Annotated in this window: 12 protein-coding genes; 7 read left to right on the top strand and 5 right to left on the bottom strand. The window is 71.3% G+C overall.

What is annotated here, in order from left to right:
- Positions 1 to 29: 29 nt before the first annotated feature.
- Genes ACIQE0_RS31495 through ACIQE0_RS31485 form a run of 3 tightly spaced genes read left to right on the top strand, consistent with a single transcriptional unit; the run spans position 30 to position 4,170 of the window.
- Positions 30 to 872, top strand: a complete 843-nt coding sequence (locus ACIQE0_RS31495; RefSeq protein WP_402338666.1) for an enoyl-CoA hydratase/isomerase family protein — start codon at positions 30 to 32, stop codon at positions 870 to 872.
- A complete protein-coding gene (locus tag ACIQE0_RS31490) occupies positions 869 to 2,488 on the top strand; it encodes an AMP-binding protein (protein WP_402338665.1) in 1,620 nt (539 codons plus the stop codon). The genes ACIQE0_RS31495 and ACIQE0_RS31490 overlap by 4 nt, the downstream gene beginning before the upstream one ends.
- A gap of 14 nt (positions 2,489 to 2,502) precedes the next feature.
- Entirely contained in the window at positions 2,503 to 4,170 is a 1,668-nt protein-coding gene (locus tag ACIQE0_RS31485) for an amidohydrolase (RefSeq protein WP_402338664.1), read from the top strand.
- A gap of 93 nt (positions 4,171 to 4,263) precedes the next feature.
- Here ACIQE0_RS31485 and ACIQE0_RS31480 read toward each other — a convergent pair whose 3' ends face one another.
- Positions 4,264 to 5,052 carry a LuxR C-terminal-related transcriptional regulator gene (locus ACIQE0_RS31480; protein WP_402338663.1) on the bottom strand — a complete coding sequence of 263 codons (789 nt, stop codon included), beginning with the start codon at positions 5,050 to 5,052 and terminating at the stop codon, positions 4,264 to 4,266.
- 50 nt (positions 5,053 to 5,102) lie between these two features.
- Positions 5,103 to 6,815: an amidohydrolase gene (locus ACIQE0_RS31475; RefSeq protein WP_402338662.1), complete on the bottom strand. Its 1,713-nt coding sequence runs from the start codon at positions 6,813 to 6,815 to the stop codon at positions 5,103 to 5,105.
- 479 nt (positions 6,816 to 7,294) lie between these two features.
- Between ACIQE0_RS31475 and ACIQE0_RS31470 the strand changes: the two genes are divergently transcribed.
- Positions 7,295 to 7,894, top strand: a complete 600-nt coding sequence (locus ACIQE0_RS31470) for a hypothetical protein (RefSeq protein WP_402338661.1) — start codon at positions 7,295 to 7,297, stop codon at positions 7,892 to 7,894.
- 201 nt (positions 7,895 to 8,095) lie between these two features.
- Here the strand turns inward: ACIQE0_RS31470 and ACIQE0_RS31465 are convergent, their stop codons facing one another.
- Entirely contained in the window at positions 8,096 to 8,509 is a 414-nt protein-coding gene (locus ACIQE0_RS31465) for a cupin (protein ID WP_402338660.1), read from the bottom strand.
- Between the two features lie 231 nt (positions 8,510 to 8,740).
- Here ACIQE0_RS31465 and ACIQE0_RS31460 point away from each other — a divergent pair, with 231 nt between their 5' ends.
- Positions 8,741 to 9,409 carry a TetR/AcrR family transcriptional regulator gene (locus ACIQE0_RS31460; protein WP_402338659.1) on the top strand — a complete coding sequence of 223 codons (669 nt, stop codon included), beginning with the start codon at positions 8,741 to 8,743 and terminating at the stop codon, positions 9,407 to 9,409.
- Between the two features lie 100 nt (positions 9,410 to 9,509).
- Here the strand turns inward: ACIQE0_RS31460 and ACIQE0_RS31455 are convergent, their stop codons facing one another.
- Positions 9,510 to 10,355, bottom strand: a complete 846-nt coding sequence (locus ACIQE0_RS31455) for a hypothetical protein (RefSeq protein WP_402338658.1) — start codon at positions 10,353 to 10,355, stop codon at positions 9,510 to 9,512.
- 198 nt (positions 10,356 to 10,553) lie between these two features.
- Here ACIQE0_RS31455 and ACIQE0_RS31450 point away from each other — a divergent pair, with 198 nt between their 5' ends.
- Entirely contained in the window at positions 10,554 to 11,372 is an 819-nt protein-coding gene (locus tag ACIQE0_RS31450; RefSeq protein WP_402338657.1) for an SAM-dependent methyltransferase, read from the top strand.
- A gap of 559 nt (positions 11,373 to 11,931) precedes the next feature.
- Positions 11,932 to 12,576 carry a dihydrofolate reductase family protein gene (locus tag ACIQE0_RS31445; protein WP_402338656.1) on the top strand — a complete coding sequence of 215 codons (645 nt, stop codon included), beginning with the start codon at positions 11,932 to 11,934 and terminating at the stop codon, positions 12,574 to 12,576.
- Between the two features lie 200 nt (positions 12,577 to 12,776).
- Here the strand turns inward: ACIQE0_RS31445 and ACIQE0_RS31440 are convergent, their stop codons facing one another.
- On the bottom strand, positions 12,777 to 13,409 hold the full coding sequence (locus ACIQE0_RS31440; RefSeq protein ID WP_366332020.1) for a helix-turn-helix domain-containing protein: 633 nt from the start codon (positions 13,407 to 13,409) through the stop codon (positions 12,777 to 12,779).
- Positions 13,410 to 13,440 lie beyond the last annotated feature (31 nt).

Here is a 13,440-nt window from a genome sequence, read left to right as displayed (position 1 = left end):
GGTGTTGGGCGACTCCCGAGGAGCACCTTGTGGCTATTGACACCATCCCCACCGGCGCCGCGGACAGCGGCAGTCCGGCCGACGGCGCCGGGGACCCCCGCGTCACCTACACCGTCCCGCACCGTGGCATCGCGTACATCCGCCTGTCCCGGCCGCACCGCCTGAACGCCGTGACCGAACGGCTCGTCGACGACCTGCTGTCGGCCCTGCGCCGGGCAGCCGACGACAAGGTGCGCGCCGTCGTCCTCTCCGGTGCGGGCCGGGCCTTCTGCTCCGGTCACGACCTGAAGGCCGAGCCCGCGCCGACGGACGCCGCCGGGACCCGCGCCCGCCTGGACCGCATCCAGGACGTGACCCGGCTCATCCGGAATGCCCCCTTTCCCGTCGTGGCGGCCGTGCACGGCTACGCGCTGGGCGCGGGCTGCGAGTTCGCCCTGTCCTGCGATCTGGTCGTCGCGGCGGAGGACACCCGGTTCGGCTTCCCGGAGGTGGGCATCGGGCTCAGCGTCACCGGAGGCGTCTCGCGCCTGCTCACCACCGCCGTCGGCGCGATCAAGGCGAAGGAACTCGTCATGCTGGGCGAGTACTTCGACGCCCGGGAGGCGCAGCGGCTGGGCCTGGTCACCCGGGTCAGCGCACCGGGGCAGCACGAGGCCGTGGCGACCGACCTGGCGTCCACCCTCGCCGAGCGGCCGCCGTTCGCGCTCGCGCTCGCCAAGGAGCTGATGGACGAGGGCCTGGACGGCACCGTCGAACAGGCCCTGGCGCGCGAGGTGTCGGCGGCCCAGCTCACCGGGCACAGCGGCGAACACGACCGCCCCCGGCACGCGTTCACCCGGTCGCCCGCGCCGGCCCGGGAGGGCGGCCGATGATCTCGTACGACACCCCGGACCACGGTCCGGACCACCGTGCGGACCTGCCGCCGGAGTCCGTCCCCGATCTGGCGACGCTGGTGGAGCGGGCGGCCGCGCTGTGGCCCGACCGGGTGGCCTGGACGTTCGACGAGTACGCCCGCGACCTCACCTTCGCCGACGTCGCACGCGGCGTCCGGCGGGCGGCGGCGGAGCTGAGCCGGGACGGTGTCGGGCGGGACGGCCGCGTCGCCGTCCTGCTCCGCAACCGCCCGGAGTTCCCGCTCACCTGGCTGGCCCTGGCGGCGCTCGGCGCCGCGATGGTGCCCGTCAACACGGCCTACCGCAGCCACGACGCGGAGCACGTGCTGCGGGACTCCGGCGCCCAACTCCTCGTGACCTGCGAGGAGTTCCGCCCGATGGCGGAGGAGCTGCTGGCCTCCGTTCCCACCCTGCGCACCGTCCGGTACGTCGACGGACCGTCGGCTCCCGCCGTATCGTCACCTTCCTTTATTCAGGCCCCCGTTCTGAGCGGCGCCCCGCCCGGGCCCGGCGAACTCGCCAACATCCAGTACACCTCCGGCACCACCGGAAGCCCCAAGGGCTGCCTCCTGCCGCACCACTACTGGCTGTCCCTGGCGGGCAGCCTCGTCACCGAGTTCCCCCGCCTGGGGCCGGACGACACCCTGCTCACCTGCCAGCCGTTCCACTACATCGACCCGCAGTGGAACGTCGCCGCGGCCCTCCTCGCGGGCAGCCGCCTCGTCGTCCTGGACCGCTTCCACCCCACCACCTTCTGGCAGAAGGTCAGGGAGCACCGCGTCACGTACTTCTACTGCCTGGGCCTGATGCCCACGCTGCTGCTGCGGATGCCCGAGCACCCCGAGGACCGCGACCACCGCGTGCGGGCCATCCAGTGCTCCGCCATTCCGCCCGCGCTGCACGGCAGGTTGGAGGAGCGCTGGGGCGTCCCGTGGTACGAGGCGTTCGGCATGACGGAGACCGGCGCGGACCTGCGCGTCGGGCCCGCGGACCACGACGCGGCCGTGGGCAGCGGCTGCATCGGACGGCCGCTGCGGCATCGCGCCGTCCGTGTCGCCGGGCCCGACGGCACGCCGCTGCCGGCCCACGAGGTGGGCGAGATCCAGCTGCGCGGCCCCGGCATGATGGCGGGTTATCTCGGCCGTCCGGACGAGACGGCGGCCGCCTTCGCGGACGGCTGGTTCCACACCGGGGACCTCGGTCATCTGGACGAGGAGGGCCGGGTCTACTTCCGCGGCCGGCTCAAGGACATGATCCGCCGCAGCGGTGAGAACGTCTCGGCGGCGGAGCTGGAGGAGGTGCTCACCGCGCACCCGCGCGTCCGCCTGGCCGCCGTCGTCCCGGTCGCCGACGAACTGCGCGGCGAGGAGGTCAAGGCGTACGTCGTACCGGACGGCGCGGGGCCGGCGCCCGATCCGGACGACCTCGCCGCCCACTGCGGCGAGCGGCTGGCCGCCTTCAAGGTGCCCCGTTACTGGGAGCTACGCGACCGGCTCCCCATGACCCCGTCGGAACGCGTCTCCAAGGGCGAGCTCCGCAAGTCCCCCGCGCCCGCGGGGCGGACGTACGACCGTCAGGACAAGGTGTGGCGGTGAGGAGAGGAACACCCATGCTGCTCGACCTCCTGGTGCGCAACGCGCGCATCCACACGCTCGACGAACAGCGGCCCATGGCCCGCGCGTTGGGGGTGTTGCACGGCCGTGTCGTCGGCCTCGACGAGGACGTGGAGCACCTGGCCGCGGCCCGTGTGCTCGACGCGGGCGGCGCGACGGTCGTCCCGGGCTTCAACGACGCGCACTGCCACACCGCCTGGTTCGGCCTGACGTTGAGTCAGCTCGACCTGTCCGGGGCACGCGATCCGGAGGAGGTCCACGCGGCGGTCGCCGCCCACGCGGCACGGCTCCCCGACGGCGCGTGGGTCGTCGGAGCCGGCCTCCGGCCCGGCGACATGGGCGGCCGCCACCCCCACCGGGACGCTCTGGACAGGGCGGCGGGCGGGCGGCCGGTCTGGCTCAAGCACGCCTCGGGCCATGCCTGTGTCGTCAACTCCCCGGTCCTGCGGGCGGCCGGCGCCCTGGAGCCGGGCTTCGCCGACCCGCCCGGCGGCGTCGTGGGCCGGGACGCGGACGGGCGGCCGAACGGACTCCTGGAGGAGACCGCACAGCGCCTCGTGCAGGACCAGGTGCTCCCCTACTCCGTCGAGACCGTCGGCGCGGCGATCGACCGCGCCACCGGCCACTACCTCACCGAGGGGATCACGAGCTTCACGGAGGCCGGGATCGGCGGCGGCTGGATCGGGCACACCCCGGTGGAACTCGCCGCCTACCAGCACGCCCGCGACACCGGACGACTGCGCGCGCGGGCCCAGTTGATGGTGGCCGCCGATGTCCTGCACCCGCTGACCGCGCATCCGCAGGACGGGATCTCGCTCGGTCTGGACCTGGGGATCCGGACGGGTCTGGGGGACGAGACGCTGTCGGTCGGGCCCGTGAAGATCTTCCTCGACGGCTCGTTGTTCGGCCGTACCGCCGCCGTCACCGAGCCGTTCTGCGTGTGCCCGCACTCGAACACCGGCTACTTCCAGGACGACCCGGACGCGATGGCCGACACCGTCGTCGCGGCGCACCGGGCGGGTTGGACGGTGGCGGCGCACGCCATCGGCGACCGCGCCGTCGATCTGGTCCTGTCGGCGTACGCGCGGGCCCAGCGCGAGGCGCCGCGGCCTGAGGTGCGGCACCGCGTCGAGCACGCGGGAGTGGTGCGCCCCGACCAGCTCGCGGCGTTCGCCGCCCTGGGGGTGGTGCCCGTACCGCAGCACAACTTCATCCCGGCCTTCGGCGAGAGCATGTCCTCGGGCCTCGGTGCGCACCGCGCCGACTGGGCGTACCGGATGCGGTCGTTCCTCGACCTCGGGCTCACCGTGCCGGGCAGCTCCGACCGGCCCGTCGCGCCGGGCGCGCCACTCGCCGCGATGCAGGCGATGGTGGAGCGGCTGACGGAGACCGGCACGCCCTTCGGCCCGCACGAGCGCGTGCCCGCCGCCACGGCCCTGCGGGCCTGGACGGTCGGCTCGGCCCATGCCACCGGCTCCGCGGACCGCAAGGGCCGGCTGGCGCCCGGCCTGCTGGCGGACCTCGCGGTGCTCGACGCCGACCCCACCACCTGCGCCCCGGACCGCATCGGCGCCATCAGCGTCCTGGCCACGCTCGTCGGCGGCGACCCGGTCCACGACCCCCATGGCCTCGTCGCCCCTGGCCGCCGGGTCCGGCAGGCGTGACTCCGCTCATGCGAGGGCGGCCGCGTTCCCGGGCCGCCGCCACAACGGATCGTGCTCGCCGGTCAGTTGGGGAACTGCGGGACCGGGTTCGTGTCAGCGGGTGGGTTCGATGCCCCAGGCGGTGGCGCGGGCGGCGGCGGCCGCGCGGTTGGGGAGGTCGAGCTTGGCGAGGATGTGCTCGATGTGGGTCGCGACGGTGCGCGGTGTGATGTACAGGCGACTGGCGATCTCCCGGTTGGTGCGGCCGGCGGTCAGTTCGGCCAGGACCTGGAGTTCGCGCGGTGAGAGGCCGCCGGGCCGGTGCGGGTCCGGGGGCCGCGTGCCCGCGGTGGGGTCGGTTGGGGTGGCCTCGTCGGGCGGGGGGTCCGTGCGGGGGGCGACGGCCGCGGCGAGGGTCTCGGTGAGCAGGGTGACCACGGCGCGCGCCGGGTCGGGCGCGCGCCGTGGTCGGCGGGTGCTGACGTTGAGCATGCCGACGTACCGGCCGTCGGCGGCGAACAGGCACTGGGCCACACCGCCCTCGATGCCGAGGGGGGAGAGCACCTCCTGGAAGCCCGGTGATGCTGCCAGGAGGTGACTGGGGACGTCGGTGAGCCAGAGGCCGCCTCGGGCCGGGCTGTTCAGCACGGGGAACACCGGGTCGTGGTGGAGGCGGTTCTCGATGTAGGCGGTGGCGTCGTCCGGGTAGTTCCCGGCCAGGGTGGTGTGGCCCCCGCGCAGCGGATCCCATCGGGTCAGGGAGGCGTGGTCGTACTCCATCACCTCCGACAGCGCCGTCAGGACCGGGTCGAGGCCGGTGGCGCCGCTCGTGGCGCTTCTGGCGGCCTCGCGGACGTGGACGGCCGCGTCCAGGATGTCCGTCATGCTCCGCTGCGCTGCCATCCCCCAAGGATGATCAGGTGCCTGGAATCCGTCAATCTCGAAGGGTCGGGTCAGTTGCGGAGGGCGTCGTGCACGATCTGCCCGTCGAGGACGGTGAGGACGACGGGCATGGTGGGGATGTCGTGCGGGTCGGCCGCGAGCAAGTCCCCGTCCAGGACGCAGAGGTCGGCGACCTTGCCCGGCTCCAGGGAGCCCTTCCAGTCGTCGGCGAAGTCCTGCCAGGCCGCGTCGATGGTGTACGTGCGGAGCGCCTCGGCCAGGCCGATGCGCTGCTCGGGTCCGCTGACGCGGCCGGCGGCCTTCGATTCGCGCAGCACCATGGTGGCGACGCCCTGGCGCCAGTCCGGGGAGGTGACGGGGGCGTCCGATCCGCTGGCGACCCGCACGCCGGCGTCGAGGGCGTCGCGGTAGGGCCATGCGTACGCGGCCCGTGGCGCGCCGACGAACTCCTCCTCCATGTCGGCGACGGTCCACTTGATGGTGGGGTTCATGTTGACGCCGAAGCCGTGCGCGGCCAGCAGCTTCATGCTGCGCGCGGTGAGGAAGTCGCCGTGGATGACGTAGTGGCGGGCGTCGGCGCGCGGGTGCTCGGCCATGGCCGCGGCGAAGGCGTCCGTGACGGTGTCGATGGCCCGGTCGCCGGTGACGTGGACGCCCATCTGGTGCCCGGCGGCATGGGCGTGGTGGATGATGGCGCCGATCTCGGCGACCTTCTCGGCATCGGTCTCGCCGCCGACGCACAGGGAGCCGCAGCCGCCGCCGATGTACGGCTCGTGCATCCAGGACGTCTTGTTGGGGACGATGCCGTCGGCGAAGATCTTGACGCCGTGGATCGCCAGGCGGCGCGGGTCGGCGTCCTCGGCCTCGCCGGAGGCGGTGAGGGTGGTGAGGGCTTGGGCGAACTCCTCGGCGGTGCTGGTCATTCCGCTGGGCAGGAGGAGGACGCCGAGGCGGGCGGTGAGTTCGCCGTCGGCCAGCAGCTGGCGGTAGACGTCGAGGGTCTCCGCGCCGAGCGCGCCGCGCATGATGCCGTCGCCGCCGGGGCCCAGGCCGGGCTCGGTGTAGCTGGTCACGCCGAGTTGGGCGAGTGTGGTGAGGGTCGACCTGATCGCGTCGGTCCGCTCCTGCCGGCTGAGCGGCGGGAGCACGTTCTGGACGAGGGCCTGGGCCCCTTCGTGGAGGAGCCCGGTCGGCTCACCGGCGTCGTCCACGACGATGGCCCCACCGGGCGGTGCGACGGTGTTCCGGTCGATCCCGATGAGTTCCAGGGCCTTGGAGTTGATCCAGGTGGCGTGCCCGGAGAAGGAGTACAGGACGACGGGGTGGTCGGGGCTCACGGCGTCGAGGTCGTGCCGGGTGGGCAGCCGCGACGGGTCGGAGGCGCACTCGTCGAGGTATCCGGTGTCCCAGCCGTGGCCCGTGATCCACTGCCCGTCCGGGACCCGTCCGACGGCCTCCCGCACCCCCTCGGCCACGTCCGCGAGGGAGGACACGGCGGGATGGCTGAGGTCCACGGAGAGCGGCGGCGTCGACATCCCGAAGGCGCATCCGTGCAGATGGGAGTCGTTGATGCCGGGCAGCAGCGTCGCTCCGTGCAGGTCGACGACGCGGGTGTCGGGTCCGATGAGCGGCGCGACGTCGTCCCGCCCGCCGACGGCGGTGACGGTCCCGCCGGTCACGGCCAGGGCGGAGGCTATGGAGAATTCCGCATCGACCGTGACCACCCGCCCGTTGAGAAACACCAGATCCGCATACGTGTCCACAGAAGGGTCCTTTCGAAAACCGGGTGCACCACGGTCACCCGCGAACGATCTCCCGAGGACTATCGCCGTGCCCCCGCCTGCCGCACATCGGTCATTCAACCGATACGGACTCTGGTGGTCGCGGGCTGACGGTCGGCCGGTTTCCCGGCACAAGCGACCGGTGGCGCTTCAGCAGACCACGCCGGCCTCTCCCGTCAGGCCGCCGTGGAGGAAGCTGCGACATGGCCAGGACGCGTTCCCCGGTGCGCAGTCCGCTGCTGCCGCCGTCGACCACGATGCCGGCCGTTCGCACAGCCCTGGTGCCGCAGCAGCGTAGGAACCGTCCGTTCGCGAGCCGCTCTTCAGACCAACGGCAGGGCGACTTCCCTCCCAAGGGCGGTTTGGCGCAGCCGAACCCCCGATCCAGGCATGGGCCTGCCTCCACCACGCCACAATCACTATGCACAACCAGTCCGACACACAGGGTAATTGGAGGGGATGTGTTCCACACCACGAAGCACCGCCTGACGGCGTGCGCCGCCGCTGCCGTTCTCGTCGGCACCGGCGCGGCCGTGTCCGGAGACATGACCACGGCACCGGCACAGGCCGCGGCCAAGGCACCTGTCTCGCGGGCACAGACCGTCGTCGGGCCGATCAGTGAGCCGGGCCAAGTATCGGTGGCCTATTGTCCAGCCGACATGAGGGTCCTCAACGGCGGCTACAACTCGATCACCTTCAGCGAGTCCAACGGCGGAGAGCCCTACGACGCCGTCCGGATGGACGCCCCGACGATGGACGGCAAGGGCTGGGTCGCGAACCTGATGACCGGCAAGATCCAGGCACGCGCGGTGTGCGTGCCCGAGGCCGAGGCGCCGCGGGTGGCCGTAGGCCCGACCAGCAACGACCACTCCGACTCGGATGCATACTGCCCGAACGGTACGAACGTGATCGGCGGCGGCTTCATCGCGCAAACCTGGAGCAGGAACGGCTACGGCGAATCCCAGGACGATGTGACGGCCAACGCTCCCATCGCGAGCGGCAAGGGCTGGTACGCCAGGCAATTCGCCGCAAAGGTGCAGGCACGGGCCTTGTGCAGCTGAGCCCCAGGCGGCCCGGAGCTTCGGATACGGGCACCGGCAGCCGCCGGAGAAGGAAGGGAACGGCCTGGCACCCGACGGTGTCCGCGCTCCCGTGAACAGTCGCCGTAGGGTTGCCCGGCAGCCGGCCAGCCTCGCAGTCGGCCGGCCGGCAACCGGAATGCCCGCCGGCCGGCCGGACCACCCCGCGCTCGGCACCTCTCCTCAGCAACCTTCCCTGCGCCTTTCGAGGCGAGTGCCATGCCGACGGGCGATCGACATCAGGTCGCTGGGGGCGTCCAGTTCAAGGCGGTGCCAGCGGCCGCGGGGGACGATCACGGCGGCGCCTGCGGGCAACCGCACCATCTCTTCGGCGCCTTCGGGGCCGGTGGGACGGAAGTACACGCGGACACCGCCGGCCAGGCAGCAGACCGTCTCCTCGGCCTCCGGGTGCATCTCCCAGTGGTCGGCGTGGACGTCGGCGTCGGTCTCCACATGGAACGTCGCAATCTGCCAGGCACCGCGGTCGCCGCTCGCCATCCGCCGCTCGGCGGCGTGGACCTGACCGTCGGGGTGGATGTGCAGCGCCGAGGCGAACAGGTCGATCGGGTCGAGGGAGGAGAGCGGGGGCGTGGTCATGAGGGCGTTCCTTCCAGTCGGTTCTCTGGGTGGAGGTGGGGGCAACGCGGGGTGTATCGCGGGCGGTTCGAGGTTGACCACCGACACGTCCAGGGCGGCGACGGCGAACCGCGTGACGGCCACTACCGCCGGCGCCGCTCCATCGCTCCCACTCCCCCACCACTTTCTATACACGTAAAGAAAGTATCCCTTGAGCGCCGCCGCTGTCGAGACCTGAGGGATGATGAGGGCATGCCGCAACGCTCCGCACCCCGCAAAACCCTCGGCCGTCCTCCCCGGATCTCCCGGCAGGAGGTCATCGACACGGCCCGCCGGATCGTGGCCGAGCAGGGCGTGGATCGCCTGACCATGCGGCGACTTGCCACCGACATCGGCAGTACGCCGATGGCGCTCTACCACCACGTCCGCAACAAGGAGGAACTACTCGTCCTGCTGCTGGACGACTACACCGCACAGGCACTGCACCGGCCCGAACTGCCCGCCCAGCCGCGCGAGCGGATCGTCGTCGCCGCCGCCGCGATCCACGACGTGCTGGCCGCCTGCCCGTGGATCGTGGAGGTGCTGACCGCCGACGACCTGATGTCCGCCTCCGCCCTGTGGTTCGTCGAGCAGATCATCGACGGCCTGGTCGACTGCGGCCTGTCCCCCGAGCGGGCCGTACACGGATACCGCGCGATCTGGTACTACACCGCCGGCGAGATCGTGATCCGCACAACAGCCGCCCGCCGCCGCGCAGACGACGACCGTCCCACCTACCGGGACCAGGTCTTCGCCGAGCTCGACCCCATCGAACTCCCCCGCCTGGCACAGGTCGCCGACCACTGGACACCCCTCACCGCCCAGGACACCTACCTCGACGGGCTCCGCGCCCTGGTGGACGGCCTCCTGACACCCCGTTGACCCACCCCTCCCCCCATGCCTCGAAACTCCGGTCCGATACCGACGCCCCTGCCCGCATGCATGCGGGCATCAAAAGGGGTGACTGGGCGAGCGGGAGTGGTCAACGGCGCATGGGCCGGGTGAGGAGTGGAGTGAGTTCCGCGGTGGTTGCCGGTCGGAGCGTCGTGAGGATGTGGCGAGCGGCGGACAGATCGACGGTGCGGCCCTCGAACGTCACGGTGTAGGTCAGGCCGGCCTGGCGCAGGCGGAGTTCCCGGTGTTCGTACGGGCCTCTGTGAGTGATCAGTCGGCGGCCGTCGCCGTCGTCGGTGCACTCGATCACCTCCCCCACCGGAACGGGGCAGCCGCTGGCGTCGGTGCGGCGGGTGTCCTGCCCCGGGTGCTGCACGGCCAGGTGGAGGTCAGGGGCGCCGGGGCGTTCGTACTGGGCGCCGAAACTGTCCTCGGCGGCCCCGTTGACGCGCAGGGTGTAGCCGGCGGGCGGTTCACCGACGCGCAGAAGCGCCCGGTCCACACCGTTGGCGGCCAACCACTCATCGAGCGTGGGAGGTTGCGCACTGGCCCAGGCACCGTAGCCGACCCCCGCGGCGAGGACGACGCCCACGCCAAGGGTTGCCAGCCGCATACGGGCGCTCGGGAGGAAGCACGCGGCGGCGAGCGCGTACCACGCCCCTCCCCAGGGGAAGAGCAGCACACTGTGACTGAGCCCGCCCGGCTCCGGGGCCAAGGCCACGGCGCCGATGGTGGCGACGGTCCCGGAGGCGTAGACGCCCGCCGCCCAAGCCCAACGGCCGCGCCACCGACGGGTGAACGGCACGAACGGCACGGCGGCTCGGGCGAAGCCCGCAAGGAGACCGACCATCAGGGCTGCCGCAATGGCGAATACGGCGATGGCGACCAGCACCCTGCCGCTGAAGAACGCGATCAGGACGGCTTCATACTGCACAGCGGTGAAGGCACAGCCCACGAGCCCTACGACGGCAAGATGGACAGCGATACGCCACGCTTCGGGTTTTTTGACCACGCTTGATGATTACGCGGTGGGAGCGGTTGCGGTTCCGGGGAAGGAGGTGTGCCGCTCGATCCGATGTCCACGGGACGCTTACGATGATCGTCAGGTGACCTTCGCAGAAAGGCAGTTGTCATGACCGAGGACTTTTCCGGTGTGGACCAGTCGAAACCGAGCATCGCGCGGGTCTACGACTACATCCTGGGCGGCAAGGACAACTACGACGTGGACCGCGTCATAGGTGACAAGTTCAAGCACGAAATGCCCGGCTCGGTGGCCATCGCGTACGCCAACCGGCAGAACCTCATCCGTGCCGTGCGCAAGATCGCGGAGGCGGGCGTCACGCAGTTCATCGACATGGGCAGCGGGCTGCCGACAGCGGACAACGTCCACCAGGTCGCGCAGCACTACTCCCCCGACGCCCGCGTGGTCTACATCGACAACGACCCGATCGTCCTGGCCCACGGCCGCGCCCTGCTTGAGGAGAACGAGTACACCCGCGTCATCCAGGCAGACGTCCGCGATCCGCACAGCATCCGGCAGCACCCGGACACCGTCGAACTGATCGACTTCGAACGCCCCGTGGCCGTGATCCACAGCGCCATCCTGCACCACATCAACGACGACGAGGACCCCCGCTCGGTCGTCCGCTACTGGCAGGATCAGGTCCCCTCGGGCAGCTACTTCTTCATCTCCCACTTCCGCAGCGGCGGCAACCCGGAGACCGCGGAGGCCGAGGCGGTGCTCCAAACCACCTTCGGTCGCGGACGGTGGCGGACCGACGAGGAGATCCGTGCCCTCTTCGGCGACCTGGAGATGCTGGAGCCGGGCATCGTGCCGTGCTCGCTGTGGCACCCCCACACGGCGGAGGGACCCACCCGTATCGGGCCGGCGGAGCGCGAGTTGACGCTCTGGGAGCAGCTCATCGTCGGGGGCCTGGCGCGGAAGCCGTGAGACGAAGGGGCCGTCAACCGGCGGCCGTTCGCGGCCATGTGGGGCGGCCGACCAGCGCCCGGTCCCGCCACCGCGCGGAAGCCGCGTGTGCCGGGAGCGTCCGCCCCGCATGGGGGCCCGCGCGTCAGAGGGCGCTTGTGTCGAGATTGAGGTCGAACGGGGCGGGGATCCTGAGGGCGGCGCCGTAAGGGTGGGGCCGCCGACTCGGCTGTAGCCCAGGCGGCCGGGCTCGGCGCACAGCGCCACCGAACGCACATGGCCCCAGCCGGGCGGTACGGTCTCGACTGCCCCTTCGGGGATCTCGGCTCGGTCGACCTTGAAGAGCTGGGTGGCGCGCCTCAACGCCCCTTCCAGGCCGATGCTTTGGGCGTAATCGGCTGGGACGTCACTCACCGGGAACCGTCCTTCAGCTACAGCGCAACTTCCTTGCAACCTAGCGTCCCCACCGGCCGAAGGGCGGCAGGACGAAGATGTCCCCCCGCATGGTCGTGGTTGCAGCGATGAGTTTCTTCGCCGTGGAGAGTCTCCCCACCGTTGACCGATATCACTGGAGGAACACGTGACTCAGCTCTTGAGAGTGCAGAACTTCAACGTCTCAAGTGACGGCATCGGTGCCGGCGAGGACCAGAGCTTTGAGAGTCCGTTCGGCCATGTCGATCCGGAGAGGCTGTTCGCCTGGGCCGGTGCCACGGCGAGTTGGCCCATGCGCACCGATCCCGGTGGCAGCCGGGGCCTTGACGACTACTTCACACGGGACTACGCACGCAACATCGGTGCCGAGATCATGGGCCGCAACAAGTTCGGTCCCCAGCGCGGGCCCTGGCAGGACGAGGAGTGGCGCGGCTGGTGGGGCGACGAGCCCCCGTTCCGCACTCCGGTGTTCGTCATGACCCACCACCAGCGTCCGTCGTTCACGCTCTGCGACACCACGTTCCACTTCGTCGACGGCGACCCGGCCACGGTCCTGCGGCAGGCCCGGGAGGCGGCGCAGGGCAAGGACGTCCGGCTCGGCGGCGGTGTCACCACCGTCCGGCAGTTCCTCGACGCCGACCTCGTCGACACCCTGCATGTGGTGGTCTCGCCGGTGAAGCTCGGGTCCGGACTACAACTCTGGGACTCGCCCGATGAGTTGCTCGACCGGTTCCATCTCGACGTCGTGCCCAGTCCCAGCGGTGTGACGCACCACCTGTTCTGGCGAAAGTGACCGGACTTCAGGCATGACTGAACTTCAGGCATGACCGGACTTAAGGACTGACCGTCCCTCAGGGCGGCCCCAGCGGGAATCTCTTGCCGCCCGGGGCCGCCCTGAGCCGTCACGTCGCGCCTCGGGGGGGGCAGCCGAGCCTGGACAACATCTGCGCCTTCGACCGCTCGGCCGGTTCCGTCGACGGGGTCGGCGTCCGGTCAGCGGTTTTCGCCGGTGTTGCGGTCGGCTGCCAGGCCCGACAGCAGGAGGGCGAGCGCCTTTCCCGTTCCGGCCAGGGCGTCCTCGGGGTCAGCCGCGGCCGCGATGATCTGGTTGCCTTCGCAGAGGCCGGACAGCAGCAGGCGGGCGACGGTGGCGATCGGCACGTGGGGTTTGAGGGCTCCGCGTTCGGCCATGGCGGCGAGCAGGCGTTCCAGTGCCGGCTGGGCGATCCTGTCGTTGATCTCCCGGTAGCGCTTGCCGAGGACCGAGGGTGCCTGGGCCATCAGTTCGCGGTGCAGCGGGTCGTCGATGGTCCGCCGCAGGAAGCCGAGTGTGAGGTCGCGGGCCGGGGCGAGGACCTGCCCGTCGGGTGCGGTGCCGACGGCCTCGGACGTCGCGTCGACCAGGGCGGCGACCTGCTCGATCCGCTCCGTGTAGAGCTCGGCGAACATCGCCGTCTTGTCCGGGAAGTGGTGGTAGAAGGTGCCCTTGCTCACGAGCGCCGACTTGGTGATCGCCTCGACCGAGGTGTCGGCGAATCCCTTGGCCACGAACAGCTTGCGGGCGGCCTCCACCAGTGCTGCTCGGGTCTGCTCTGCGTACATCTGCCGTCGGCTTGGCCTTGTCATGAGGACTATCGTAGAGTCATTGACCGAGGGT

The organism is Streptomyces sp. NPDC093097 (assembly GCF_044754325.1).
GTDB lineage: Bacteria > Actinomycetota > Actinomycetes > Streptomycetales > Streptomycetaceae > Streptomyces.
This window is presented reverse-complemented; position numbering and strand designations above follow the sequence as displayed.

Bases quoted from the DNA above. Each gene is read 5' to 3' on its own strand.
- ACIQE0_RS31460 (WP_402338659.1), top strand. From the start codon at position 8,741: ATGCCGCAACGCTCCGCACCCCGCAAAACCCTCGGCCGTCCTCCCCGG.
- ACIQE0_RS31465 (WP_402338660.1), bottom strand. From the start codon at position 8,509: ATGACCACGCCCCCGCTCTCCTCCCTCGACCCGATCGACCTGTTCGCC.
- ACIQE0_RS31480 (WP_402338663.1), bottom strand. From the start codon at position 5,052: ATGGCAGCGCAGCGGAGCATGACGGACATCCTGGACGCGGCCGTCCAC.
- ACIQE0_RS31490 (WP_402338665.1), top strand. From the start codon at position 869: ATGATCTCGTACGACACCCCGGACCACGGTCCGGACCACCGTGCGGAC.
- ACIQE0_RS31450 (WP_402338657.1), top strand. From the start codon at position 10,554: ATGACCGAGGACTTTTCCGGTGTGGACCAGTCGAAACCGAGCATCGCG.
- ACIQE0_RS31440 (WP_366332020.1), bottom strand. From the start codon at position 13,409: ATGACAAGGCCAAGCCGACGGCAGATGTACGCAGAGCAGACCCGAGCA.
- ACIQE0_RS31485 (WP_402338664.1), top strand. From the start codon at position 2,503: ATGCTGCTCGACCTCCTGGTGCGCAACGCGCGCATCCACACGCTCGAC.